Source organism: Streptomyces odontomachicola (assembly GCF_039605595.1).
Classification (GTDB): Bacteria; Actinomycetota; Actinomycetes; order Streptomycetales; family Streptomycetaceae; genus Streptomyces.
Genome location: NZ_JBCFOK010000016.1, coordinates 183,976 through 206,498, shown reverse-complemented (window position 1 = coordinate 206,498; position 22,523 = coordinate 183,976). Strand labels below are relative to the sequence as shown.

Annotated in this window: 22 protein-coding genes and 1 pseudogene; 14 read left to right on the top strand and 9 right to left on the bottom strand. The window is 73.6% G+C overall.

The window, feature by feature from the left end:
• Positions 1-124: 124 nt before the first annotated feature.
• Together ABEE00_RS27430 and ABEE00_RS27425 are read left to right on the top strand one after the other, a co-directional pair.
• Positions 125-1,627, top strand: a complete 1,503-nt coding sequence (locus tag ABEE00_RS27430; RefSeq protein WP_345748356.1) for a glutamate-cysteine ligase family protein — start codon at positions 125-127, stop codon at positions 1,625-1,627.
• A 68-nt stretch (positions 1,628-1,695) separates the two neighbouring features.
• Positions 1,696-2,511: a CPBP family intramembrane glutamic endopeptidase gene (locus ABEE00_RS27425; RefSeq protein ID WP_451918678.1), complete on the top strand. Its 816-nt coding sequence runs from the start codon at positions 1,696-1,698 to the stop codon at positions 2,509-2,511.
• A 68-nt stretch (positions 2,512-2,579) separates the two neighbouring features.
• Here ABEE00_RS27425 and ABEE00_RS27420 read toward each other — a convergent pair whose 3' ends face one another.
• Entirely contained in the window at positions 2,580-3,398 is an 819-nt protein-coding gene (locus ABEE00_RS27420) for a PhzF family phenazine biosynthesis protein (RefSeq protein ID WP_345748355.1), read from the bottom strand.
• Between the two features lie 220 nt (positions 3,399-3,618).
• On the opposite strand from ABEE00_RS27420, the gene ABEE00_RS27415 reads away from it, so the two are divergent.
• Positions 3,619-4,305 carry a PadR family transcriptional regulator gene (locus ABEE00_RS27415; protein WP_345748354.1) on the top strand — a complete coding sequence of 229 codons (687 nt, stop codon included), beginning with the start codon at positions 3,619-3,621 and terminating at the stop codon, positions 4,303-4,305.
• A 169-nt stretch (positions 4,306-4,474) separates the two neighbouring features.
• Here ABEE00_RS27415 and ABEE00_RS27410 read toward each other — a convergent pair whose 3' ends face one another.
• Both ABEE00_RS27410 and ABEE00_RS27405 read right to left on the bottom strand, forming a co-directional pair.
• Complete coding sequence (locus tag ABEE00_RS27410) at positions 4,475-5,215, bottom strand: DUF4232 domain-containing protein (RefSeq protein WP_345748353.1); 741 nt, start codon at positions 5,213-5,215, stop codon at positions 4,475-4,477.
• Between the two features lie 240 nt (positions 5,216-5,455).
• Positions 5,456-5,653 (bottom strand): annotated as a pseudogene (locus ABEE00_RS27405) (hypothetical protein); the annotation flags it as partial.
• A 277-nt stretch (positions 5,654-5,930) separates the two neighbouring features.
• Here ABEE00_RS27405 and ABEE00_RS27400 point away from each other — a divergent pair.
• Both ABEE00_RS27400 and ABEE00_RS27395 read left to right on the top strand, forming a co-directional pair.
• The gene (locus ABEE00_RS27400) at positions 5,931-6,614 is read left to right on the top strand and encodes a Clp protease N-terminal domain-containing protein (protein WP_451918672.1); all 684 of its coding nucleotides are present in this window, start codon (positions 5,931-5,933) and stop codon (positions 6,612-6,614) included.
• A 187-nt stretch (positions 6,615-6,801) separates the two neighbouring features.
• Positions 6,802-7,935, top strand: a complete 1,134-nt coding sequence (locus tag ABEE00_RS27395) for an EamA family transporter (protein WP_345748352.1) — start codon at positions 6,802-6,804, stop codon at positions 7,933-7,935.
• Between the two features lie 28 nt (positions 7,936-7,963).
• Here the strand turns inward: ABEE00_RS27395 and ABEE00_RS27390 are convergent, their stop codons facing one another.
• Positions 7,964-8,644, bottom strand: a complete 681-nt coding sequence (locus tag ABEE00_RS27390; protein WP_345748351.1) for a pyridoxamine 5'-phosphate oxidase family protein — start codon at positions 8,642-8,644, stop codon at positions 7,964-7,966.
• An 82-nt stretch (positions 8,645-8,726) separates the two neighbouring features.
• Here ABEE00_RS27390 and ABEE00_RS27385 point away from each other — a divergent pair, with 82 nt between their 5' ends.
• Positions 8,727-10,058 carry an aminotransferase class I/II-fold pyridoxal phosphate-dependent enzyme gene (locus tag ABEE00_RS27385; protein WP_345748350.1) on the top strand — a complete coding sequence of 444 codons (1,332 nt, stop codon included), beginning with the start codon at positions 8,727-8,729 and terminating at the stop codon, positions 10,056-10,058.
• 71 nt (positions 10,059-10,129) lie between these two features.
• Here ABEE00_RS27385 and ABEE00_RS27380 read toward each other — a convergent pair whose 3' ends face one another.
• A complete protein-coding gene (locus ABEE00_RS27380) occupies positions 10,130-11,161 on the bottom strand; it encodes a DMT family transporter (protein ID WP_345748349.1) in 1,032 nt (343 codons plus the stop codon).
• A gap of 74 nt (positions 11,162-11,235) precedes the next feature.
• Here ABEE00_RS27380 and ABEE00_RS27375 point away from each other — a divergent pair, with 74 nt between their 5' ends.
• Positions 11,236-12,150 (top strand): LysR family transcriptional regulator, encoded by a 915-nt coding sequence (locus ABEE00_RS27375; RefSeq protein WP_345748348.1) that lies wholly within the window; start codon positions 11,236-11,238, stop codon positions 12,148-12,150.
• Positions 12,151-12,168: 18 nt separating this feature from the next.
• On the opposite strand, the gene ABEE00_RS27370 is transcribed toward ABEE00_RS27375, so the two are convergent.
• The gene (locus tag ABEE00_RS27370; RefSeq protein ID WP_345748347.1) at positions 12,169-12,636 is read right to left on the bottom strand and encodes a pyridoxamine 5'-phosphate oxidase family protein; all 468 of its coding nucleotides are present in this window, start codon (positions 12,634-12,636) and stop codon (positions 12,169-12,171) included.
• Positions 12,637-12,766: 130 nt separating this feature from the next.
• On the opposite strand from ABEE00_RS27370, the gene ABEE00_RS27365 reads away from it, so the two are divergent.
• Positions 12,767-13,402: a cysteine hydrolase family protein gene (locus ABEE00_RS27365; RefSeq protein ID WP_345748346.1), complete on the top strand. Its 636-nt coding sequence runs from the start codon at positions 12,767-12,769 to the stop codon at positions 13,400-13,402.
• A 144-nt stretch (positions 13,403-13,546) separates the two neighbouring features.
• On the opposite strand, the gene ABEE00_RS27360 is transcribed toward ABEE00_RS27365, so the two are convergent.
• Positions 13,547-14,032 (bottom strand): Rieske (2Fe-2S) protein, encoded by a 486-nt coding sequence (locus tag ABEE00_RS27360; protein ID WP_345748345.1) that lies wholly within the window; start codon positions 14,030-14,032, stop codon positions 13,547-13,549.
• Positions 14,033-14,237: 205 nt separating this feature from the next.
• Positions 14,238-15,146 carry a LysR family transcriptional regulator gene (locus ABEE00_RS27355; protein ID WP_345748344.1) on the bottom strand — a complete coding sequence of 303 codons (909 nt, stop codon included), beginning with the start codon at positions 15,144-15,146 and terminating at the stop codon, positions 14,238-14,240.
• A 507-nt stretch (positions 15,147-15,653) separates the two neighbouring features.
• On the opposite strand from ABEE00_RS27355, the gene ssuE reads away from it, so the two are divergent.
• The 3 genes from ssuE to ABEE00_RS27340 all read left to right on the top strand — a co-directional run bounded on the left by ssuE (position 15,654) and on the right by ABEE00_RS27340 (position 18,713).
• Complete coding sequence (gene ssuE, locus ABEE00_RS27350) at positions 15,654-16,205, top strand: NADPH-dependent FMN reductase (RefSeq protein WP_345748343.1); 552 nt, start codon at positions 15,654-15,656, stop codon at positions 16,203-16,205.
• Between the two features lie 88 nt (positions 16,206-16,293).
• A complete protein-coding gene (locus tag ABEE00_RS27345) occupies positions 16,294-17,523 on the top strand; it encodes an SfnB family sulfur acquisition oxidoreductase (RefSeq protein WP_345748342.1) in 1,230 nt (409 codons plus the stop codon).
• A gap of 32 nt (positions 17,524-17,555) precedes the next feature.
• A complete protein-coding gene (locus ABEE00_RS27340; protein ID WP_345748341.1) occupies positions 17,556-18,713 on the top strand; it encodes an LLM class flavin-dependent oxidoreductase in 1,158 nt (385 codons plus the stop codon).
• A gap of 38 nt (positions 18,714-18,751) precedes the next feature.
• On the opposite strand, the gene ABEE00_RS27335 is transcribed toward ABEE00_RS27340, so the two are convergent.
• The gene (locus ABEE00_RS27335; RefSeq protein ID WP_345748340.1) at positions 18,752-20,179 is read right to left on the bottom strand and encodes a GntP family permease; all 1,428 of its coding nucleotides are present in this window, start codon (positions 20,177-20,179) and stop codon (positions 18,752-18,754) included.
• A gap of 136 nt (positions 20,180-20,315) precedes the next feature.
• Between ABEE00_RS27335 and ABEE00_RS27330 the strand changes: the two genes are divergently transcribed.
• The 3 genes from ABEE00_RS27330 to ABEE00_RS27320 all read left to right on the top strand — a co-directional run bounded on the left by ABEE00_RS27330 (position 20,316) and on the right by ABEE00_RS27320 (position 22,435).
• Positions 20,316-21,053 carry a GOLPH3/VPS74 family protein gene (locus ABEE00_RS27330; RefSeq protein ID WP_345748339.1) on the top strand — a complete coding sequence of 246 codons (738 nt, stop codon included), beginning with the start codon at positions 20,316-20,318 and terminating at the stop codon, positions 21,051-21,053.
• 66 nt (positions 21,054-21,119) lie between these two features.
• Positions 21,120-21,989, top strand: coding sequence for a HipA family kinase (locus tag ABEE00_RS27325; RefSeq protein ID WP_345748338.1), 870 nt, complete (start codon positions 21,120-21,122; stop codon positions 21,987-21,989).
• Positions 21,990-22,024: 35 nt separating this feature from the next.
• Positions 22,025-22,435, top strand: a complete 411-nt coding sequence (locus tag ABEE00_RS27320) for a DUF3037 domain-containing protein (RefSeq protein WP_345748385.1) — start codon at positions 22,025-22,027, stop codon at positions 22,433-22,435.
• Positions 22,436-22,523 lie beyond the last annotated feature (88 nt).

Below are 22,523 nucleotides of genomic sequence, written 5' to 3'. Positions count from 1 at the left end.
CCGTCCTCAACTGCCGGTACCAGCCTAGCGGGTGAGGTTGCGGGGGCGCGCGGAGACGCGTTGTCGATCACCCGCGCGGGCATCATGGCTGACACGACGCGGCCGTACCGAGGAGGACACCCCGATGGGAGAGAAGGTCGCTGCCGACAGGTTCGACCTGGCCGATCGGCAGCGTTACCGGCACAAGCTCAGGAGGTGCCTGACGGGGCTGGCGAGACTGCTGGAGGAGAAGAGGTTCGACCGGCCGCGCAATCTCATGGGGCTGGAGATCGAGTTGAATCTCGCGGACTCCTCGGGGATGCCCAGGATGCTGAACGCGGAGGTTCTGGAACGCATCGGAAGCGGGGATTTCCAGACCGAACTCGGACAGTTCAATCTGGAGGTCAATATCGTCCCGCACCGGCTCTCCGGGCGGGTGCTCGACCAGCTCGCCGAGGAACTCCGCACCGGCCTGGCATATGCGGACCGGCAGGCGCGCGAACTCGACGCGGGAATCGTCATGATCGGAATTCTGCCGACGCTCACGGCGGAGGACCTGGTGTCGGCGAATCTCACCGAGGCCGACCGCTACGCGCTGCTGAACGATCAGATCATGGCCTCCAGGGGCGAGGAGGTGGTGCTCGACATCGAGGGGGTCGAGCGGCTGCGGCGTACCTCGGCCTCGATAGCCCCCGAGGCGGCGTGCACCTCCGTGCAGCTCCACCTCCAGGTCACCCCGGAGCGGTTCCCCGACGTGTGGAACGCGGCGCAGGCCGTGGCGGGCGTGCAGATCGCGATGGGGGCCAACTCGCCCTTCCTCTTCGGCAGGGAGCTGTGGCGGGAGTCCAGACCGCCGCTGTTCCTGCAGGCCACCGACACCCGCCCGCCGGAGCTGTCGGCGCAGGGCGTGCGGCCGCGCACGTGGTTCGGGGAGCGGTGGATCGGGTCGGCCTACGACCTGTTCGAGGAGAATCTGCGCTACTTCCCCGCGCTGCTGCCCATCTGCGGCGACGAGGATCCGCTGCGGACCCTTGAGGAGGGCGGCGTCCCGGCGCTGACCGAACTCGCCCTGCACAACGGCACGGTGTACCGCTGGAACCGCCCGGTGTACGGGGTGGTCAACGGCGTCCCGCACCTGCGGGTGGAGAACCGGGTGCTGCCCGCCGGGCCCACGGTCACCGACGTGCTGGCCAACACGGCGTTCTACTACGGCCTGGTGCGCGCGCTCGCGGACGACCCGCGGCCGGTGTGGACGCGGATGGCCTTCACGGACGCCTCGGCCAACTTCGACGCGGCCTGCCGGTACGGGATCGACGCCGAGCTGTGGTGGCCGCGGCCGGGCAGGGGCGGAGGCTCAGGACTGGCCAAGGTTCCCGCGGTGCGCCTCGTACAGGAGGAGCTGCTGCCGCTGGCGGCCGCCGGGCTCGACGCGTGGGGGGTCGAGCCGGGTGACCGTGACCGCTGCCTTTCGGTGATCGAGGGGCGCTGCCGGCGGCGTACGAACGGGGCCTCGTGGCAGGCGGCGGCGTACCGCTGGGCGACGGAGGCGGGGCTCGACCGGGAGAAGGCGCTGACCGCGGTGACCCGGCGCTACTGCGAACTGGCACGGGAGGGAGCCCCGGTGCACACGTGGCCCGTGTGCCCCTGAGGGACGGCGGCGGGGTGACCGGATAGCCTGCACGGGCCCGACACAGGACCGCCGTGCTGGAGGCAAGAGTGCAGTCGCAGGCCGGCGACACCGCGTCGTCACCCGAGCCGCCGCAGGGCGAACTCCCGCTGTCCCGGCGGCTGCTGGGCCAGGAGACGCTGATCGTGCTGGCGCTCTCGGTGGGGGCCAGCGCGGTGTCGGCGCTGATCAGCTTCATCGGTTCGGCGACCGCGCCGGGCGGGCTCTCCGACCAGGCGGCCAACCTCAACACCTCGCGCGCGCCCGACCGTCCGTGGCTGGACCTGGCCTGGCAGCTCTTCTCCATCGGCACGGCGCTGGTGCCGGTGGTGCTGGTGGCGCACCTGCTGCTGCGGGAGCGCGCGGGCGGGCTGCGGGCGCTCGGGTTCGACCGGCGGCGTCCCGGCTCCGACCTGCTGCGCGGCGCGGGCGTCGCCGCCGTGATCGGGGGCAGCGGGCTCGGGCTCTACCTGGCGGCGCGGGCCGCGGGGTTCAACCTGACCGTGGTGCCCGAATCGCTGCCCGACGTGTGGTGGAAGTTCCCCGTGCTGGCAGCCTCCGCGATCCAGAACTCCGTGGTGGAGGAGGTGATCGTGCTCGGCTATCTGGTGCGCAGGCTGGACCAGTTGGGCTGGGGGCCGTACGCGGTGCTCGCCGCGAGCTCGCTGCTGCGCGGCTCGTACCACCTCTACCAGGGCATCGGCGGGCTCGCCGGGAACGTCGTGATGGGCGTGATCTTCGTGCTGCTCTACCGGCGCTGGCAGCGCGTGGGACCGCTGGTGGCGGCCCACGCGCTGATCGACATCGTGGCCTTCGCCGGGTACGCGCTGCTCGCCGGGAAGGTCGGCTGGCTGCCGACCGGCTGACCAAGGGCGGGCCCGGGCCCCGTGCTCGCTCGACTTCCCCGCTCAGCGGCCGGACGTGAGGTCCGCGCTCAGAACCCCGCCTTGAGCTCCGCGTCCAGCACCGTGACCGCGTCGCCGGTCAGCAGGGTGCGGTCGCCGCGCAGCGTGGTGCGGACGAAGCCGGTGCGGGCCGAGACCTGGAGCCCGGTCAGTTCGTCGCTGCCCAGCTTCCCGGACCACAGGGGCGCGAGCGCGGTGTGCGCGCTGCCCGTGACCGGGTCCTCGCTGATGCCGACGGCCGGGCCGAAGAGCCGGGACACATAGGCGTACGGGCCCTCCGGGTCGGCGGCGCGCGCCGTCACGAGGACCGCGCGCTGCGGCAGGGCCGCCACGGCGCCCAGGTCGGGCGCGAGATCGCGGACGGTCTTCTCGTCCTCCAGCTCCACCAGCAGATCGCCGAGCGGGCCCGTGTCGTGGACCGCGACCGGCGCGGCGCCGAGGGCCTCGGTGAGCCCGGCCGGTGCCTCGACGGGGGTGAGCGGCGCGGTGGGGAAGTCCAGCGTGATCGCGCCGTTTTCGCTGGTCTGCGCGGTGAGCACGCCGCTGCGGGTGCGGAAGCGCACGGCGCCGGAGGCCAGGCCGTCGCCGTGCAGTACGTGGGCCGTGGCGAGGGTCGCGTGGCCGCACAGGTCGACCTCGACCTGCGGGGTGAACCAGCGCAGGGCCCAGTCCGCGTCGGGATCGCCGGTGAGCGGGTGGGCGTACGCGGTCTCCGAGAGGTTCAGCTCGTTCGCCAGCCGCTGGAGCCTGGCGTCCTCGGGGAAGCCGGGCTCCTCGAAGAGCACGACGGCCGCAGGATTGCCGGCGTAGGGGCGGTCGGTGAAGGCGTCCACGGTACGGATTCTCATGAGCCGGACCGTACGCGGAGTGCGTCGTCGCAGGCCACGGCCAATCCTTGAGAAGTGGCCCGGGTGGCCGGCGGAAGCCTGCCCGGAATCGGGTCGGGGAGGCCCAGTCAAAGAATCATGCTCGGCTTCCTTGCCGAACGAAGTTCGCCGATATATCGTTGAGGCATCGCGACAGATCAAAGACTGGTCTTCGCTGAACTTCACGAAGGAGATGAGCACCATGCGTATGCAAGGACCCCAGGGACAGGAATTCGGCGGCCGCGGCTTCGGGCGCGGTCGCGGCGGACACGGTCACGGCGACTTCGGGCCGGGGCGCCCCGGCGCGGAGCGGATGCGGGGCGGGGGCGGTCCGTTCGGGCCGTTCGGCGGCCCCTTCGGTGGACCCTTCGGAGAGGGGCCCCCGTTCGGCGGCCGGGGCCGCGGGCGCGGCGGGCCGCGCGGCAGGGCACGGCGCGGCGATGTGCGCGCCTCGATCCTGGCGCTGCTCAAGGACCGCCCGATGCACGGTTACGAGATGATCCAGGAGATCGAGGAGCGCAGCGGTGGCGCCTGGAAGCCGAGCCCCGGCTCGGTGTACCCGACCCTCCAGCTCCTCGAGGACGAGGGCCTGATCAGCAACGCGAGCGAGGGCGGCAAGAAGCTCTTCTCGCTGACCGAGGCCGGCACGGCCGAGGCGGAGTCGGGGCCCGAGGCGCCGTGGGAGGAGGCCGGCCGCGGCATCGACTGGGACGCCATGAACGAGGTCCGCAAGGCGGGCAGCGGTCTGGTCGGCGCCTTCCAGCAGGTGTGGTCGACCGGTTCGCCCGAGCAGCGCGAGAAGGCGCTGGCCGTGGTCAACGAGGCGCGCAAGCGGCTGTATCTCATCCTCGCCGAGGACGAGGAGGACGGCTCCAGTATTCGCGACTGAGTTCGCGACTGGCGTCGCGTCGGCCGTTGACCTCGGCTGATGCTCCAACTTGGCCCCCGTGTCCGGTGTATGCGCCGGTGCGGGGGCCCGGTTGTGCGTGTGCGTCGCCTTGGCAGGTGCGTTTGTCGCCCTGCGGGCTCGTCCTCAAACGCCGGACGGGCTTGGTTCCTCAGCCGCCGTGCAGCGGTAGTGCTGTGATGCGGCCCTTTCCGCAGATGGGGCCCAATCCCCAGGGGACCGTGTCGGAGGTGTGCTGGTCGGGTGGGATGACGCGGAGTGCTGTGGGGGTCGGGCAGTCGCCGGTCGGGGGGTCCTCCTGGCCCGGGACCACGGTCCAGTGCAGGCGGCTGGAGGCCGAGTCGCCCGGCGCCAGCGTCACCTGACGCGCGGGTTCCGAGGAGTCGCGCACCGCGTGGGTGGGGAGGGCGCCCCGCTGCCCGGTCAGTTGGAGGCCGGGCCAGCCCTGGGTACGGCAGGGCGCCGACGAGGTGTTGGTGAGGACGAGGTCGGCGTACCTGTTGCCCGCGCCCGGACTGCCCTCGCGCAGCGAGACGTTCACCGCGTCCGTCGTACACCACGGCGTACGGCCCGGGTCGCCGCCACCGCCCGTGGACTCCGGCGGTGAGCTGGGAAGCCGGGGTCCCGCCGACGAAGGCCCAGGTGAGGCGGGGGAGGTGACCCCGTGTGAGGCGGGGCCGGTGGCCGTGCCGCTCCCCGTACCGCTGCCCGTCGCGGGGCCCGGACTCGGGGAACGCGCGGCGTGCGAGGCGCCGGAAGCCCCGGCGGAACCGGGGGTGCCGGGCGTGCCGGCGTCTCCCGACGGAGTGTCAGACGGCGCGCAGGCGGCGGCCGTCAGCGCGGTGCCGAGGGCGAGTGCGGCGAGTGCGGAGCGTGCACGGCTGCGGGCCATGAGGGTCTCCCGGGGGTGCAGTGTGCGGTGCCGACCGCTTGGACTGCCGGTCTTCTTGAGAGGTTCCCGCGCAGCGCCCGTCTAGTCCGGGTCGTCGGCTCCGCGGTCCTCTGCGCCGGAACCTGCTACTCCGGCCCGGCCGTCTGCCGGGTCCGGTGCGTCTGTACGGCCGGAGTCGTCCGCGTGGTCCATGCCACCCGTGCGCTCCGGCCCATCGGCCCTCCCGTCGCCGCGCGCCGTGCGCCAGATTTCGGCGCAGTCGAAGCAGTCGTACGCGCGCGGGAGCAGCGAGTCGTCGTGGCAGTGGAAGGCCGTCCAGAACAGGTCGCCGGGGAGTGCGTCCGGGGGTGCGTACACCCGGTACACGTACTCCTTGCCGTCCACGGCGGGCAGCGCCACCATCCAGCACGCCGGTGTGTGCCGATGACGGTCGGCCATGGGACTCCTCGGCCGTACGGGAACAATTCGGGCGGTGCGCTGAGCGGAGCCGTGCTGCGGATCCTTGCGGACCCTTAGGGGTACGGCGTGTACGTGTGGCGTTGGACACGGCCGTACGCGGGGGCTGTTGCCAGTGTGGGACGTTCAACACCGCGGACCTGGTTGCGGTCTCCTTCGCAGGAAGGAGGGGGTGCGCGGGCATCCACAACCGGCGGCGGAGGCGCATATGCCCCAGCACGTGGATGTCCTGGCCGCGCGTGTGTGATGTGGTGGTCCTGTGCAGAGCCGTACACCGTCTACCCAATTCGCCGGCGCGGAAGCCGAGGACCAGCTCAGCGAGCAGCTCGCAGCCATGGTCAACACCGCGCGCCGCCGTGCCGCGCGCGACGGCGACCGGCAGATCGACACGGCGCATCTGCTGCACAGCCTCCTGGAGTCGGACCGCGAGGTCTGGGATCTGCTCGACGGCGGAGCCGGCGGGGCGGGGGCTGTCGAAGGAGGCGGCGGAGCGACCGCCACCGGTGGGGGCGGGGCGGGACCCGCCGACCCGGAGAGCCCGCCGAGCTCCTCGGTGAGCAAGCTGCTCGGGTATCTGGTCCAGCGCAGCATCGGCTACGGGCTGCGCTGGCAGAACACCGTGGAGGACTCGGGCGCCGTGCCCGCGATAGCCGAACAGCCGGGCGGGGTCGCCGGTTGGTCGCCCGCCGTGACCGCGGCGATGGACGCGGCGGCGTCCAGGATGCGCGCACGCGGCGCCGAATCGGCAAGCGGCGCCGACCTGTTCGCCGGCCTGCTCGCCGACGAGGACTGCCGCGCCGTCGAGGTGCTGCGGCGCGCCGGGATCGACCTCGACGCGGTCGCCGGACGGCTGCGGGAGGCAGAGCGCCAGGACCGCGAGGACCACGAGCGGGACCGCGCACTGTCCGGCGGCGGTGACGGGCACATCCCCGGACGGCGCTGAACGAGGGCGGAGCCGGACGAGCGCAGAGCCGGACGAGGGCGGATCCGGGCGAGCGCAGAGCTGGACAAGGTCGGAGCCGGCCAGAGCAGAGTCGGCCAGGGCAGAGGTGGCCAGGCGCGGAGGGAGTCCGCGCGGGTCATGAGTCACAGGCAGTGACACTCCTGTCGCCGCTTGGCATGATGACGCCATGCACGCCACCTCGACACCGGCCGGTGCCGCACGCGCCCGGAACTCCGGACTCGCGCTCGCCCTCGTCTCCGCCTTCGCCTTCGGCGGTTCGGGCCCGGCGGCCAAGCCGCTGATCGAGGCGGGGCTCCAGCCGCTCCAGGTGACCTGGCTGCGCGCGGCCGGCGCCGCGCTCGTACTGCTCCCGCTGGCCTGGCGGCACCGTGCGCTGCTGCGCGAACGCCCGGGGCTGCTCGCCGGGTTCGGGCTGCTGGCCGTGGCCGGCGTGCAGGCCTGCTACTTCGCGGCGATCTCCCGCATCCCGGTCGGCGTCGCGCTGCTCATCGAGTACCTCGCGCCCGCGCTGGTGCTGGGCTGGGTGCGCTTCGTGCAGCGGCGCCCCGTGTCCCGCGCGGCCGCCGTGGGCGTGGTGCTCGCCGTGGGCGGCCTCGCGTGTGTGGTGGAGGTGTGGTCGGGGCTGCGCTTCGACGCGCTCGGCCTGCTGCTGGCGCTGGGCGCCGCGTGCTGCCAGGTCGGCTACTTCGTGCTGTCCGACCACGGGAGCGGCCACGGGAACGAGAGCGGTACGGGTGACGGCGCGGGTGACGGGCGTGCTGGTGACGGGAGCGCCGGTGACGGAAGTGCTGGTGACGGCGGCAAGGGCGGCGGCCGTACGCGGTCCGTGCCCGACCCCATGGGCGTGATCGCGCACGGTCTGCTGATCGGCGCCCTCCTGCTCACCGTCCTGGTGCGCCCGTGGACCCTGGACTGGTCGGTGCTCGCGCGGCAGACCGACATGGGCGGGACGTCCGTGCCCGCGGCCGCGCTGCTGGCCTGGGTGGTGCTGATGGCGACGGTGGTCGCCTACCTGACCGGCGTGGTCTCGGTACGCAGGCTCTCGCCGCAGGTGGCCACCGTGGTCGCCTGCCTGGAGGCGGTCGTCGCGACCGTGCTCGCCTGGGTGCTGCTCGGCGAGCACCTGACCGCGGTGCAGCTCGTGGGCGGTGCGGTGGTGCTGCTGGGCGCCTTCATCGCGCAGAGCGCGACGCCCGCGAACGCGCCCCAGGAGCCGGTCGCCGGCGGTCCCGGTGCCGAAGTGGGAGAGCCGGGACGCCCTCGTACGGAGGAGACGGAGGAAGACGCCCCGGCGCGCTGAGAGTGGGGACCCCGCTCATGCAGGAGCGTCAGCGGTCCGCGAGGTATGCGGGCAGCGGGATGCCCGGTGCCAGGTCGTCGGCCGGGACCGGGGTGCCGTAGGTGCGGGTGACGGGGACGACGCCGCTCCAGTAGGGCAGGTCCATGTCCTCCGCGTCGTCGTTGGGGCCGCCGGTGCGGACCTTGGCCGAGACCTCGCCGAGGTCGAGCCGCAGCACGGCGGTGGCCGCCAGCTCCTTGGCGTCGGCCGGACGCGAGTCGTCGGCCCGCCCCGGCACCACGGCGTCGGTCAGCGCGTGCAGCGCGGCCACCCGTTCCTCCTTCTCCGTGACCTGGAACGCGGTGCCGTGCACCACCACGGAGCGGTAGTTGATCGAGTGGTGGAAGGCGGAGCGCGCCAGCACCAGGCCGTCGACGTGGGTCACGGTCAGGCACACCGGCATGCCCTCGCTGCGCGCGCCGGTCTCGCGCAGCGGCCGCGACCCGGACGAACCGTGCACATACAGCCGCTCGCCCACCCGCGCGTAGAGCGTCGGCAGCACGAGCGGGGCGCCGTCGCGTACGAAGCCGAGGTGGCACAGGTAGCCGTCGTCGAGTATCGCGTGCACCGACTCGCAGTCGTAGGAGGCCCGTTCGCGTGCGCGGGTGGGGGTGGTGCGCTCGGTCGGCGCGTACGTGTCCGGGGAAGCGGAGGAGGTGGTGGTGGGCACGGCGCTCTCCTTGCTGGCTGTGTTTCCGTTGCTGGCTGTGCTCTCGTTGCGGAGATTTTTGTACTAGTGCATACTGTGCTTTGTGCTAGAAGAGTATCGGATCGAGGGGCGCCGCGCGAGGGAGATCTCCGCGAGCGTCGAGCGCGGCGTGGGCGAGGGTGCGCTCGCTCCGGGTCAACTCCTGCCGCCCGTACGGGAGTTGGCGACCGAACTGGGGGTGAACCCGAACACCGTCTCGGCCGCCTATCGCGCCCTGCGGGAGCGCGGCGTGGTCGAGACCGCGGGCAGGCGCGGCACCAAGGTGCGCGCGCGGCCCTCCACCACCCCGCGCGAGGCGATCGGCGTGGAGCTGCCGCCTGGCGCCACCGACATCTCGCAGGGCAACCCCGACACCGCGCTGCTCCCGCCGCTGGGTCCCGCGCTGGCCGCGGCCGCCGCACGCGCGCAGGAGCGCCCCGTTCTGTACGGGGATCCGCCCGTGGACGCGGAGCTGGAGCGCGCGGCGCGCGCCGCCCTCGACGCGGACGGGGTCGCCGACGGGCCCGTGGCGGTGACCTCGGGTTCGCTGGACGCCATCGAACGCGTGCTGGCCGCGCACCTGCGTCCCGGCGACGCGGTGGCGGTGGAGGACCCGGGGTGGGGGAGCCTGCTGGATCTGGTTCCGGCGCTCGGGCTGCGCGCCGTGCCGGTCGCGGTGGACGACGAGGGGCCGCTGCCGGGGGAGTTGGAGCGCGCGCTCGACCAGGGCGCGCGGGCCGTGGTGGTCACCGACCGCGCGCAGAATCCGACCGGTGCCGCGGTGTCCGAGGCGCGTGCGGGCGAGCTGCGCGGGGTGCTGGCGGCGCACCCCGGCACGCTGCTGATCGAGGACGATCACGGGCACGGCATCGTGGACCTGCCGCTGCACCCGCTGATGGGCGGCACGGCGCACTGGGCCCTGGTCCGCTCGACCGCCAAGGCGTACGGCCCCGACCTGCGGCTCGCCGTGCTGACCGGGGACGCGACGACCGTCGGCCGTGTCGCGGGGCGGCAGCGGCTCGGGCCCGGCTGGGTGAGCCGGCTGCTCCAGGACGCGGTCGCGCACCTGTGGCGCGAGGGGGCCGTGGACGCGCGGGAGGTGGCGCGCTCGTACGGGGAACGGCGTGACGCGCTGGTGCGGGAGCTCGCGGAGCGCGGGATCCCCTCGCACGGGCGCAGCGGCATGAACGTCTGGGTGCCCGTGCCCGACGAGACCGGCGCGGTGACCCGCCTCCTCCACGCCGGCTGGGCCGTCGCGCCCGGCGCCCGCTTCCGCCTCGACTCCCCGCAGGCCGTGCGCCTGACCGTCTCCCAGCTCGCCCCCGCCGACATCCCGGCGGTGGCGGACGCCGTGTCCGCGGCGCTGCGGAGGGGGGAGGCGCGGCGGTACGAGTGAGGCGGGGCGGTACGCGGGGGAGGCGCGGCGGCACGCGGGGGCTCGGCGGTACGAGGGAGGCGCGGGCTCCCTTATCGCGCGTGCTTGTCGCGGCGTGCGGGCCCGCGTTGGTGGGGCCTGCGCTGGGTGAGGGCCGCGCCCAGGAGGACGATCAGGGCGCCCACCGGCGTGTTCCAGGTGAGCCTCTCGCCGAGCAGGGCCACGCCCGCCACGGTGGCGATGACCGGGATGAAGTACGTGACCATCTGCGCCGTGGTGGGCCCGACCTCGGCCACCAATCCGTACTGCACCAGGAAGGCGACCCCCGTGCCCAGCGCCCCGAGCGCGGCCACCGCCAGCAGCGGCGTCAGCGGCAGCGCGTGGGGGAGCGGACTGAACAGGGCGGCGGCGACGGCCAGTTGGGCCGTGCCGAGCAGTAGCTGTCCCGAGGTCATCGACAGGCTGGAGTGCGGGCTGCCGGCCAGGGTGCGCCGCACGTACATCCAGCCGACCGCGTAACTGGCCGAGGCGGTCAGTGCCATCGCGGTGCCGCCCGCGTCCTGCCCGGCGAAGCCCCGCCAGGCGCCGAGGACCACCAGCACCCCGGCGAACCCGACCGCGAGGCCCGCCACCCGGCGCCGCGTCGGCCGGTCCTCGGAGAGCGCGACCAGGCCCAGCACCATGCCGAAGAGCGGGGTCGCGGCGTTGCAGATGCCCGCCAGGGTGGAGGGGATGGTGAGTTCGGCGTACGAGAAGAGGGAGAAGGGGAGGGCGTTGAGGAAGAACGCCGACACGCCCAGGTGCGCCCAGGTCCGCAGCCCGCGCGGCAGCCGCTCGCGCTTGACCGCCAGCGTGGCCAGCAGCACGGCCGAGCCGAACAGCAGCCGCCCGAAGGTGACATGGAGCGGCGCGTACGCCTGCGTGCCGAGCTTGATGAAGAGGAAGCTGAAGCCCCAGACCAGCGCCAGGATCACGAAGCGCACCCGCCAGTCGAGCGCGGAGCGCCGCGGAGCTGCGGGCGCGGTCGTGGGCGGGGCGGGCGCTGCGGGTGCTGCTGTGGTTGCGGGTCCTCCGGTGGCCGGGCGGTCGGCCGGGGCTGCGGGCGCCTGCGGGTCTGCGGTCATGGCCACTACATTCCGGCGCCGAACAGTTCAGCACAAGCGAGGATTATTGGACCTCGGCGCGTAGCATCGCTTACATGTTGAATCTCGACCGGCTCCGCGTGCTTCAGGCCGTCTCCCGGCACGGCTCCGTCGTCGCGGCCGCCGAGGGCCTGCACGTGACCACCTCGGCGGTCTCCCAGCAGCTCGCCAAGCTGGAGCGGGAGGCGGGCCAGCCGCTGACGGCGCGCAGCGGCCGCGGCCTGCGGCTCACCGACGCGGGGCGGCTGCTGGCCGCGCACGCCGAGCGCATCCTGTCCCAGATGGAGCTCGCGCAGGCCGACCTGGAGGCGCACCGCGGGCAGCCCGTGGGCGAGCTGCTGCTCGGCGCCTTCCCGACCGCGGCGCGCGGGCTCCTCCCCGGGGCGCTGGCCGCGCTCCGCGAGGAGCACCCGGGGCTGCGCCCGCGGCTCACCGAGGCCGAGCCGGACGACGCGCTGCGCCGGGTGGTGCGTGGGGACTTCGACCTGGCGGTGGTGCTCGACTGGTACAACCGCCCGCTGCCGCTGCCCGCGGGCCTGGCCACCGCGCCGCTGCTGGACGATCCGGCCGATGTGGCCATGCCGGCGGGGCATCCGCTGGCGGGGCGCCGCTCGGTGTCCCTCACCGAGTTCTGCGGGGAGACGTGGGTGTCCTGGCCGACGGGGGAGTTCTGCCACGACTGGCTGCTGTTCACGCTGCGCGCCGAGGGCGTCGAGCCGCTGCTGTGCCACACCGCCGAGGAGCACCCCACCCAACTCGCGCTGGTCGGCGCGGGTCTGGGCGTCGCCGTGGCGCCCCGGCTCGGGCGCGGGCCGCTGCCGGAGGGCGTGGCCGTGGTTCCCGTACGGGACGGCGTACGGCGGCATGTGTACGCGGTGTGGCGCGAGGACGCGGACCGGCGGCCCTCGATCCGTGCCGTGGTGGCGGCGCTGGAGAAGGCGGCGCGGGGTCTGGAGGCGGCGCAGCGCTGAGGGCCGTGCGGGGAGGGCTCAGAGCTTGCGGAAGTCCCAGGAGACCACGGTGTCCGGGGTGAGCCGCAGCCAGGCGTGGCGCCCGTCGTGCGGCATGCGGTCCATGCCGAAGTACTTCGCGGCGAAGATCCGCTCGGGCTCGGCGAGTTCGGGGTGGTCCTCGCCGGTGCGCGGGGCCTCGCCCACCATCGCGGCGGTGCCGGAGAGCTCGACGCCGCGCAGCTCCCCGTACTCGTGCCCGTCGTCCACCACCACCGCGAGCCGGGGGTCGCGCCGCAACTGTGTCCAGCGCTTGCTGCGGGTGAGGGAGTACATCCACAGCGAGCCGCCGGTCCAGCAGAACCACAGCGCGCCCACGTGCGGCGCGCCGTCCCCGCCCACCGTGGCGACCCGGCAGGTGCGCTGGGTGCCGAGGAAGGCGTCCAGCTCCGCGTCGTCCATCATGATCCGGCGCCCGCGCCGCTGCCCCTGCTCCGCCGTCGTCATGCGTGCCCACCCGCCCCTGGCTCGTCGGCCGTCGCCGTTCCCTTGCCGCTTCTTGACGCGGCGTCAGAAAATCTCCGCGGTCATGATGGGCTCTCTTCCGGCCGGGCGCAATGGCTTCTACCCTCCGCGCATGGCCGACCATGACGCGCTCGCCGAGCTGCTCGACCCCCGTACCTGCGCCCTGCTCACCGTCGAGTGCCAGCGCGGCGTCGTCGGCGAGGACGAGGAGAGCGCCCTGCCCGAACTCGCCCGGGAGGCGCGGCGGTCCGGCGCCCTGGCGCACATCGCCATGCTGGCCGAGGCCGCGCACGCGGCGGGCGTGCAGGTGCTGCACGCGGTCGCCGAGCGGCGGCCCGACGGGCGCGGGGCCAGCCGCAACGCGCGGCTCTTCCGCGCGGCGGAGCGGCTGCCGGTACGCCAGCTCACCGGCTCACCGGCGGTGACCGTGGCCGAGCCGATCCCGGTGGCCGACGAGGACCTGGTCGTACGGCGGCTGCACGGGCTCTCCCCGCTGGCCGGTACGGACGTGGACCCGCTGCTGCGCAACCTCGGGGTGCGCACGCTCGTGATCACCGGGGTGTCCGCCAACGTCGCGATCCCCAACGCGGTGTTCGACGCGGTCAACCTCGGCTACACGGCGGTCGTGCCGCGGGACGCCGTCGCCGGGGTCCCGGCCGCGTACACGCCCGAGATGATCCGCAACACCCTCGCCCTGGTGGCCACCGTCACCGGCACGGCCGAGGTGGTGGAGCGCTGGGGAGCCTGAACGGGGCGCCCGCGTACGGGTGTTGGAGCACGCCCGCATGGTGCGCCCCCGTGCTGCGGCCGCATGGTGTGCCCGCGTGTTGTGGCCGCGCCTCCCGGGGTCCCCCGGCCGCCGGGAGGCGCGGCGCCGCTGCCCGCGCGTCTCTCAGGTGAGCCGGACCATGCCGTTCCGCACGGTCACCTTCGCTGCGGGCAGGGGTTTCTGTGCGGGGCCCCGCCGTACGCTGCCGTCCTCGATGGAGTACTCGCTGCCGTGGCAGGGGCAGTGGATCGTGCCGCCCGACACCCTGGCCACCGTGCAGCCCATGTGGGTGCAGGTCGCGGAGAACGCCTTGACCTGGTCGCCGCCGTCCGGCCTGGTCACCACCACGTTCTGCTGCTTGAAGACGGTGCCGCCGCCCCGCGGGACGTCCGCGACGCGGGCGAGCGAGGCGCCGCCCCCGCCGCCCTGGCCCTGCCCGTCCGGCTTCGCGCTGCCGCTGCCGCTTCCGGTGTCGCTGCCGCTTCCGGTGTCGCCGGTCCTGGGCGTGCCGCTCTCGTCCTGACTGCCGCAGGCCGCGAGGGCGGCGGCGAGCGAGACGGTGCCGGCCGCCGCGAGCACACTGCGGCGCGAGGTCATCCATGCGGTCATGGGCGTACTCCCTGCATGTGGAGACCCGCGGCGCGGGCCCGCCGGCGGTCGCTTCCCCTTGGCAGCCGCTGTTCTCTGCCGTGCCGGTTCTTCCTGTCGTACGGAGGGGGCGGTGCCGGTGTTCAGCGGGCGCGGCATCGGGTGGCGCGGCGGGTGGTGTGCTCGCAGGGGTGAGCGGCCCAACTCCGGCCTGTCACCCCGGTGTTCAGGCGCTCCCGGTGTGCCCGGCCGCGCGCCGTACGAAGATGCGGTGCAGGTCGTGGGCCGCGCGCGGGACCGAGCCCGCGTGCCGTTGCTGCACCACCATGACCACCGAGGTCCGCTCGTCGGCCAGCGGCCGCCAGGTGATCACGCCGTGCCGCTCCAGCGGATCGCCGGCCACGCTGAAGTCGGGCAGCACCGTCACTCCCAAGCCCTCGGCGACCATCAGCTTGCCCATCTCGGCGCCGTCGGCCGAGTAGGAGAAGGAGGGCGAACGCCCCTTGAGCAGGCGGTGGATGTAGCGGTGCATCACATAGCCGGCCCGCATCACGATCAGCGGCTGGGCCAGCAGCTCGTCCACGCCGACCTCGTCCCGCTCGGCCAGCGGGCTGCCGGCCGGGAGGCAGACCACGGGGCGGCCGCGCAGCAGCTCGGTGGTGTGCAGGTCGGGCGGGAGGTCGTCGGAGTCCAGGTAGTTGACGAGGCCCAGGTCCAGGCCGCCCTCCAGCAGCGAGCGGTGCAGCTCGGTCTGCTGCATGGACAGCAGCTCGACCTGGGTCTCCGGGTGTGCTGTCCTGAACTCCTCCACCGCGTGCACCAGCAGCGGAACGGTGGCCGCGTGCACGGTGCCCAGCCGGATCCTGCGGCTCACCCGGTGCTGGAGATCGGCCGCCCTGCGCAGCCTGTCCACCGCGTCCAGCACCCCGATGATGTGCGGCAGCAACTCCCGCCCGGCGTCACTGATCTTGGCGCCCGAGCGCTTGCGGTCCAGCAGGTCGACGGCGAGTTCGCGCTCCAGATTGCGGACGGTCTCGCTCATGGCGGGCTGCGAGATGTGCAGCTCCTCGGCCGCGCGCCGCAGCGATCCGAGACGGGTGACCGCCTCGATGTATTCGAGCTGCTCTATGCGCATCCGTCCGCTCCCCGCACCGGACCGTGGGCCCGACCGGCGACCCCTGGTGGAAGGGAAAAGCTATCAGGGCTTCGCGAAGACCTACTCGACTCGCCGCGAAGCCGCTGGTTATGGTGCTGTGCATGCGGGACCCCCGGGTTCCGCCGAGCGGAATGCCCACGGCGACAGGGAGGGTGATCGGAATGCGCTGTCTGATCCGCCGTCGTTACGTGGACTTCATGCGCACCGCCGCCTGCTGCTGTCGGCCCTGCCTCCGCTGAATCCCGGAGCCCCCGTGCCGCGCCGCCGGCAGCCGTAGACGCCGGTAGGCGCCGCGTCCAGGGCGCGTTTCCCGAAGGGGCCCGGAGACTCCAGCCTCGCCTGCCTCCTGGCGCGTGTTCCGCGCCGCGTGCCGCGTACTCGCACCGTGCGGTGCCGTGCCGTCCCGTGCCGCATCGCGCACGCGCCGGCTCGCCGCGCACGCGCCGACTTCCCGCTCTTCTCCATGCGTTCATGAATCGAGGGCCCATGGCCACCATCCTGTCCGTCTCCGGCAGCCCGTCCCCGACCTCCCGCACCGCCCGCCTGCTGCGCCATCTCGACGCGGGCCTCGCGCGCGAGGGGCACACGGTCGTGCCCTTCGACGTCCGTACGGTCTCGGCCGAGGCGCTGCTCGGCGCCGACTTCGCGCACCCCGACATCGCGCGGGCCCGGCGCCTGTTCGAGGAGGCCGACGGCGTGCTCGTCGGCACCCCGGTCTACAAGGCCGCCTACTCGGGGCTGCTCAAGGCGCTGCTCGACCTGATGCCGCAGTACGCGCTCGCCGACAAGGCCGTGCTGCCGCTGGCCACCGGGGGGACGACCGCGCACGTGCTGGCCATCGACTACGCGCTGCGCCCGGTCCTGTCCTCGATGGGCGCCACGCACATCCTGCCCGGCTGGTTCGTGCTGGACCGGCACATCGAGGTGGCAGAGGACGGCGGCGTGACCGTCGAGCCGGAGACCGCCGAGGCGCTGGGGCAGACCGTGCGGCGCTTCTCCTCCGCGCTGGGCGCCGGGGTGCGGCTGGCCGCGGCCTGAGCCCGCGCCCCTCCTGCCGACTCCTCGCCGGTCCTCCGCCGGCTCTCCGCCGCTTCCCCGCCCGTACGTCGCGAAAGGCGCACCGCCCATGACCGCCCTCGAACACGGCTTCCCCGATCACCGCGTACGCGCGCACGGCGCACACCGCGTCGCCGACGACGCCGAGGCACTGGACCTCGCCGCCGAATTGGCGGGGGAGTTCCGCGCGGGTGCGGCCCGGCGTGACGCCGAACGCGCCCTGCCGCGCGCCGAGCTGGACCGGCTCTCGGCGAGCGGGCTGCTCGCCGTGACCGTTCCGGCGGCGTACGGCGGGGCCGACGTGCGGGCCGCCACGGTCGCCGAGATCTTCCGGCTGCTCGCCTCCGCCGACCCCAGCCTGGCCCAGATCCCGCAGAGCCACTTCGCGTACGTGAATGTGCTGCGGCACCAGGGCACGGACGCGCAGCGGGAGTTCTTCTTCGGCGAGGTGCTGGCCGGGCGGCGCTTCGGCAACGCGCAGTCCGAGGCGGGCACCAAGCACGTCATGGACTACCGGACCCGCCTCACCGCCGCGCCCGACGGCTCGTACGTGCTCGACGGCGTCAAGCACTACTCGACCGGCGCGCTCTTCGCCGACTGGATCCCGGTGCTGGCCAAGGGCGAGGACGGCGAGAACCACGTCGCCTATGTCCCCTCCGACGCCCCCGGCGTTCAGGTCGTCGACGACTGGGACGGCATGGGGCAGCGCACCACGGCGAGCGGCACCGTGCGGCTGGATGCGGTGTCCGTACCGGCGGACCGGGTGGTTCCGCACCATCTGACGTTCTCCGGGCCGCAGGTGTACGGGGCGTTCGCGCAGCTCCTGCACGTGGCCATCGACGCGGGCATTGCGGCGGGCGCGCTGGAGGAGGCGGCGGAGTTCGTGCGCACGAAGAGCCGCCCGTGGTTCGAGAGCGGAGCGGAGACGGCGGCCGAGGACCCGCTGCTGGTGCAGCGCTTCGGCGAGCTGTCCGTACAACTGCGGGCCACCGAGGCGCTGTTGGGGGACGCGGCGCGGGCCGTGGACACGGCGACGAGCGGCCTCACCGAGGAGTCGGCGGCGCGCGCCTCCATCGCGGTGGCCGCCGCGAAGGCGCACGCCGACCGCACGGCGGTGGAGCTGACCGGCGCGCTCTTCGAGGTCTCCGGCACCCGCTCGGCGCTGGACTCCCTCAACCTGCACCGCCACTGGCGCGACGCGCGCACCCACACGCTGCACGATCCGGTGCGCTGGAAGGTCCAGCACATCGGGCGGTACGTGCTGAACGGGACCGTTCCGCCGCGCCACGGCCTGCTCTGAACCCACCGTCCACCGGCCCCAGGAGGGACCTCATGCCGCTCACCTTCCACTGGTTCCTGCCCACCAACGGGGACAGCCGCCATGTCGTCGGCGGCGGCCACGGCACGCCGGTGACCGCCGCGGGCGGCGACCGGCCCCCGTCCGTCGGCTACCTCTCGCAGATCGCCCGCGCCGCCGAACAGGTCGGCTTCACCGGCGCGCTGACCCCCACGGGCGCCTGGTGCGAGGACGCGTGGCTGGCGACGTCGCTGGTCAGCCAGCACACCGAGCGGCTGAAGTTCCTGGTCGCGTTCCGGCCGGGTGTGCTCTCGCCGACCTTCGCGGCGCAGATGGCCTCCACGTACCAGCGCATGACCGGGGGCAGGCTGCTGCTCAACGTGGTCACGGGAGGGGAGGCCCACGAGCAGCGCGCGTACGGGGACTTCCTCGACAAGGACGGGCGCTATGCGCGTACCGGTGAATTCCTGCACATCGTGCGCGAGTTGTGGGAGGGCAAGACCGTCGACTTCGCGGGGGAGCACCTGCGGGTGGAGGACGCGCGGCTCGCGAAGCTGCCCGAGCCCTTCCCCGAGGTGTACTTCGGCGGCTCCTCGCCCGCCGCGCTGGATGTCGCGGCCCGGCACACCGACACGTATCTGACCTGGGGCGAACCGCCCTCCGCCGTCGCCGAGAAGATCGCGAAGGTACGGGCGCTGGCCCAGCCACTGGGGCGCAGCCCCCGCTTCGGCATCCGGCTGCACGTGATCGCGCGGGACACCGCCGAGCAGGCGTGGGCCGAGGCGCGGCGGCTGCTGGACGGCTTCGACGCCGAGACCATCGCCTCGGTGCAGGCGGGCCTGGCGCGCAGCGAGTCCGAGGGCCAGCGCCGCATGCTCGCGCTGCACGGCGGGGACCCCGCCGACCTGGAGATCCACCCCAACCTCTGGGCCGGCATCGGCCTCGTACGAGGGGGAGCCGGAACGGCACTGGTGGGCAGCCACGAGGAGATCGCCGACCGCATCGCCGAGTACCACGCGCTGGGCATCGAGGAGTTCGTGCTCTCCGGCTATCCGCACCTGGAGGAGGCGTACCAGTTCGGCGAGGGGGTCCTGCCGGTGCTGGAGCGGCGGGGGCTGTGGACGCATCCGGCCGGGTCGGCTGTCCGGGAGGAGGGCGGCGTGGGGGTGCCGTTCGCGGCCTCGGCCCGGTAGCGGCGCCGCGCTCCCGACAGCGGAGGGGCGCTCCCGCCTCACATCACCAGCGCCAGCCCCTGTACGAGCACCAGCGCGATCACCGAGGCCGCGGAGACCGTCGCCGTGCAGGTCTTGAGCGTGCCGCGGGTCGTCTGGCCCAGCAGGGTCTGGAGCAGCCAGAACGTGTTGCTCGTCGCGTGGATCACGAACAGCGAGCCCGCGCCCGCGGCGAGCGCGATCAGCACCGGCGGCACGTCCAGGCCCGGCGCGACCGGCGCGAGGATCCCCGCCGCGGTGATCGCCGAGGTCGTGACCGAGCCGATGGCCATGTGCAGCAGCGCCGCGATGAGCCAGACCAGCGCGATCGGGGCCCAGGTGTTCGCGGAGAACTGCTCCTTCACGATGTCGCCGAGCCCCACCTTCTCGACGGTCGCGGCCAGCGAGCCGCCCACGCCGGTGAGCACCAGGATCTGGCCGCTGGTGCGCAGGGCCCTGTCGAACGCGTCGCCGACCGCGCCGGCCGGGAGCTTCCAGCGCGCGACGAGGCACGCGCCGACCAGCCCGATCAGCAGCGCGGTCACCGGGTCGCCGAGGAAGGTCACCACGGGCGACTTCCAGCCGCCGATCTCCGCGAAGGCCCCGCCCGCGATGAGGAGGAGGGCGAGCAGCAGGGGAGCGAGGGACAGCGCGAGGGGAGGGGAGCCCTCGCCCCGGGGGCCCGCCGCGGAGTCCTCGTACGACGTGGGCTCCTCGTACGCCACCGCCTTCTCGTACGCGGGGTCCTCGCCGTACGCGGGGTCCTCCTGGGGCGCGCCCTCCTCAAGCGGCGCGCCCTCCTCCCGTACCTCGTCCCGTTCCGGGTTCCAGAAGCCGCGGCTGCTCAGGAAGCTGAAGAGAAACAGGGCGCACACGATGGTGACCGCGGCCAGCGGGAAGCCGTAGACGAGCATCACGCCGAGCGGGATGTGCAGCAGTCCGGCGAGCGCCAGCGCGCCGATGCCGGGAACGGACAGCGCGATGCCGACCTCGACGCCGAGGGCCATCGCCGCGGCCATCCGGGGAACGCCGAACGGGCCGATGCGGCGGCCCAGTTGGCGCGCCACCGGCGCGGTCATCACCAGCAGCACGTCGGCGAAGATCGACTGGAGCACGGTGCCGACGGTCACGGCGAAGGAGTACGGCAGCTTCTTCGGGCCGAGGGCCCTGAGCAGTACGGCGACGAGCTTCTCGATCGCGCCCAGCGAGGACAGCAGCGAACCGAGCAGCACGCCGAACACGATCAGCAGCCCCACCTCGGCCATCAGATCGCCGAACCCGCCGGTCACGGCGTCCACCGTGCCCTTGGCGCCGAGCCCTCCCGCGAGCCCGAGGTACATGGCGCCCAGCGCCAGTGCCAGGGCCGGGTGGACCTTGGCCTTCAGAATGAGCAGCACCACACCGGCGATCGTGATCGCCGTGTGCAGCAGCACCGCCGTGTCTCCCATGCGCCTCACGTCCTGTCCGCGGCCTCGGTTGTACGGGGATTGCGCGGACACTTTCCTGTGCGGCGCCGCGAATTGAGACCCCTGTATCACGATGTGGACGGATGAAACCGCGGAAGTGCCGCGCGGCGTCCGTATCTTGAGGGTCACGGACAGGAACGGCAGCACGGGGGACGCGATGAACGACGCGTACGCACATCAGGGCGCCGACGGCTCGGCCCTCACGCTCTCCGAGGAGCTCCTGCTGCTCGGCATCGACCCGGCGCGCGGCAAGCCGGCCGTCGAGCGCAGGTATCTGCGCTGGGGGCTGGTGGGCGCCGGGCTCGTGGAGCTGGAGGCGGCGGGCCGGGTCGCCGAGGACCGGTCGAAGGTCGTGGTGACGCAGCCGTCGCCCACCGGAGTCCCGCACCTGGACGGCGCGTTGGACGAGCTCCAGCAGCACAAGGGCCGCATGCGCACCCAGTGGTGGCTGGACTACTGGGGCCGCCGCGTCGAGCCGTACGTCGCCCGCTCGCTGGAGGCGCGCGGCGCCGTGCGGGCCGAGACCCACCGCGTCATGGGGATGTTCCCCTCGCAGCGGTACACGGTGCTCGACCCGCAGGCGTGCAAGCAGCGGCTCGCGGCGCTGCACGACTGGGCCGCTCACCCGCCGGCCGACCGGCACACGGCGGCGCTGTTCGCGCTGGTCAAGGCGACCAAGCTGGCCCGCAAGCTCGACGTGCCGCGGGAGGCGCGGCGCGAGATGCGCTCGCTGGTCGAGTCGTTCTGGCAGGCCAAGGCCGTGCGCAAGAAGGTGCGGGCCGCCCAGTCCTCGGGCGGCGCGGGCGGCGGCGACGGCGGTGGAGGCGGCGGCTGCGGTGGTGGCGGGGGCGGCTGATCCTGGCGCCAACGGCACCCGGATAACCAGGAGCGCCGGGCACCGGCGCCCGGATAACCTGGCGAAATGCTTACCGAAGTCACAGCCACCCGCTATGTGACCCCCTTGCGGGAGGGCGGCTCGCTGCCCGGAATCGTCGAGGCGGACGATCTGGGCACCTACGTCGCCAAGTTCACCGGCGCGGGCCAGGGCCGCAAGACGCTGGTCGCCGAGGTCGTCTGCGGGCAGCTCGCGCGCAGGCTCGGCCTGCGGGTGCCGGAGCTGGTGCGGATGCAGCTCGACCCGGTGATCGGGCTCGGCGAGCCGGACGAGGAGGTGCAGGAGCTGCTGAAGGCCAGCGGCGGCCTGAACCTCGGCATGGACTTCCTGCCGGGCTCGCTGGGCTTCGACCCGCTGGCGTACGAGGTCGGCGCCGAGGAGGCGGGCCGCATCGTGTGGTTCGACGCGCTGATCAACAACGTGGACCGCTCCTGGCGCAACCCCAACATGCTGGTGTGGCACGGCGATCTGTGGCTCATCGACCACGGCGCCAGCATGATCTGGCACCACAACTGGCCGACCGCGCGCGCCGCGGCGGCCAAGCCGTATGACGCCTCCGACCACGCGCTGGCCCCCTTCGGGCCCGACATCGCGGCGGCGGCCGACGCGCTGGCCCCGCTGGTGACCGAGGAGCTCCTCGCCGCGTGCGTCGCCGACGTACCCGACGAATGGCTGGTGGACGAGCCGGGCTTCGACAGCACCGACGAGGTGCGCGCGGCCTACGCGGGCGTGCTCGCCGAGCGCGCGCCCACGATCGGCGAGCGCATCACGATCGGGGAGCCCACCAAGGACCGGCCTTCGCAGGCACCGGGCTGGCTCACCGGACGCCCCGGCCCGGCCGCAGGCCACGACGCGAAGTCCGCCGGTCACGACGCGAAGGGAGGCGGCGCGAAGTGAGCACGCCGAGCACGCACAACGGCACGCAGAACAGCATGCACAACGGCACGGAGACCGGCGAGCGGCAGAAGCGGGACGTCTTCGAGTACGCCGTCCTGCGCGTGGTCCCGCGCGTGGAGCGCGGCGAACTCATCAACGCGGGCGTGGTCGTCTACTGCCGCGCGCGCTCCTTCGTCGCCGCGCGCACGCACCTGGACGAGGACCGGCTGCGCGCGCTGGACCCGCATGTGGACCTGACCGGAGTGCGGGCCGCGCTGCGCGCCGCCGAGGGCGTCTGCCACGGCGGCAACGCCGCGGGCCAGGCGGCGGGCGACGAGCCGGGCCGCCGCTTCCGGTGGCTGGTCGCGCCGCGCAGCACGGTGGTCCAGCCGGGGCCCGTGCACACCGGGCTCACCGCCGACCCGGAGGCGGAGGCGGAGCGGCTGCTCGAAGTGCTCGTGCGCTGAGGCCGGTTCGCTCCCACCCGTGCTGTGGACCGTTGACAGGGCGTGGCCCGGCTCATAGCGTCACGTCAGCCGTAGGTACTAAGCGGTT

Coding starts and splice junctions, on each gene's coding strand:
- ABEE00_RS27360 (WP_345748345.1), bottom strand. CDS start 14,032: ATGACCGCATGGATGACCTCGCGCCGCAGTGTGCTCGCGGCGGCCGGC.
- ssuE (WP_345748343.1), top strand. CDS start 15,654: ATGGCCACCATCCTGTCCGTCTCCGGCAGCCCGTCCCCGACCTCCCGC.
- ABEE00_RS27430 (WP_345748356.1), top strand. CDS start 125: ATGGGAGAGAAGGTCGCTGCCGACAGGTTCGACCTGGCCGATCGGCAG.
- ABEE00_RS27395 (WP_345748352.1), top strand. CDS start 6,802: ATGCACGCCACCTCGACACCGGCCGGTGCCGCACGCGCCCGGAACTCC.
- ABEE00_RS27320 (WP_345748385.1), top strand. CDS start 22,025: ATGCACAACGGCACGGAGACCGGCGAGCGGCAGAAGCGGGACGTCTTC.
- ABEE00_RS27380 (WP_345748349.1), bottom strand. CDS start 11,161: ATGACCGCAGACCCGCAGGCGCCCGCAGCCCCGGCCGACCGCCCGGCC.
- ABEE00_RS27415 (WP_345748354.1), top strand. CDS start 3,619: ATGCGTATGCAAGGACCCCAGGGACAGGAATTCGGCGGCCGCGGCTTC.
- ABEE00_RS27340 (WP_345748341.1), top strand. CDS start 17,556: ATGCCGCTCACCTTCCACTGGTTCCTGCCCACCAACGGGGACAGCCGC.
- ABEE00_RS27375 (WP_345748348.1), top strand. CDS start 11,236: ATGTTGAATCTCGACCGGCTCCGCGTGCTTCAGGCCGTCTCCCGGCAC.
- ABEE00_RS27370 (WP_345748347.1), bottom strand. CDS start 12,636: ATGACGACGGCGGAGCAGGGGCAGCGGCGCGGGCGCCGGATCATGATG.
- ABEE00_RS27410 (WP_345748353.1), bottom strand. CDS start 5,215: ATGGCCCGCAGCCGTGCACGCTCCGCACTCGCCGCACTCGCCCTCGGC.
- ABEE00_RS27325 (WP_345748338.1), top strand. CDS start 21,120: ATGCTTACCGAAGTCACAGCCACCCGCTATGTGACCCCCTTGCGGGAG.
- ABEE00_RS27345 (WP_345748342.1), top strand. CDS start 16,294: ATGACCGCCCTCGAACACGGCTTCCCCGATCACCGCGTACGCGCGCAC.
- ABEE00_RS27335 (WP_345748340.1), bottom strand. CDS start 20,179: ATGGGAGACACGGCGGTGCTGCTGCACACGGCGATCACGATCGCCGGT.
- ABEE00_RS27420 (WP_345748355.1), bottom strand. CDS start 3,398: ATGAGAATCCGTACCGTGGACGCCTTCACCGACCGCCCCTACGCCGGC.
- ABEE00_RS27355 (WP_345748344.1), bottom strand. CDS start 15,146: ATGCGCATAGAGCAGCTCGAATACATCGAGGCGGTCACCCGTCTCGGA.
- ABEE00_RS27365 (WP_345748346.1), top strand. CDS start 12,767: ATGGCCGACCATGACGCGCTCGCCGAGCTGCTCGACCCCCGTACCTGC.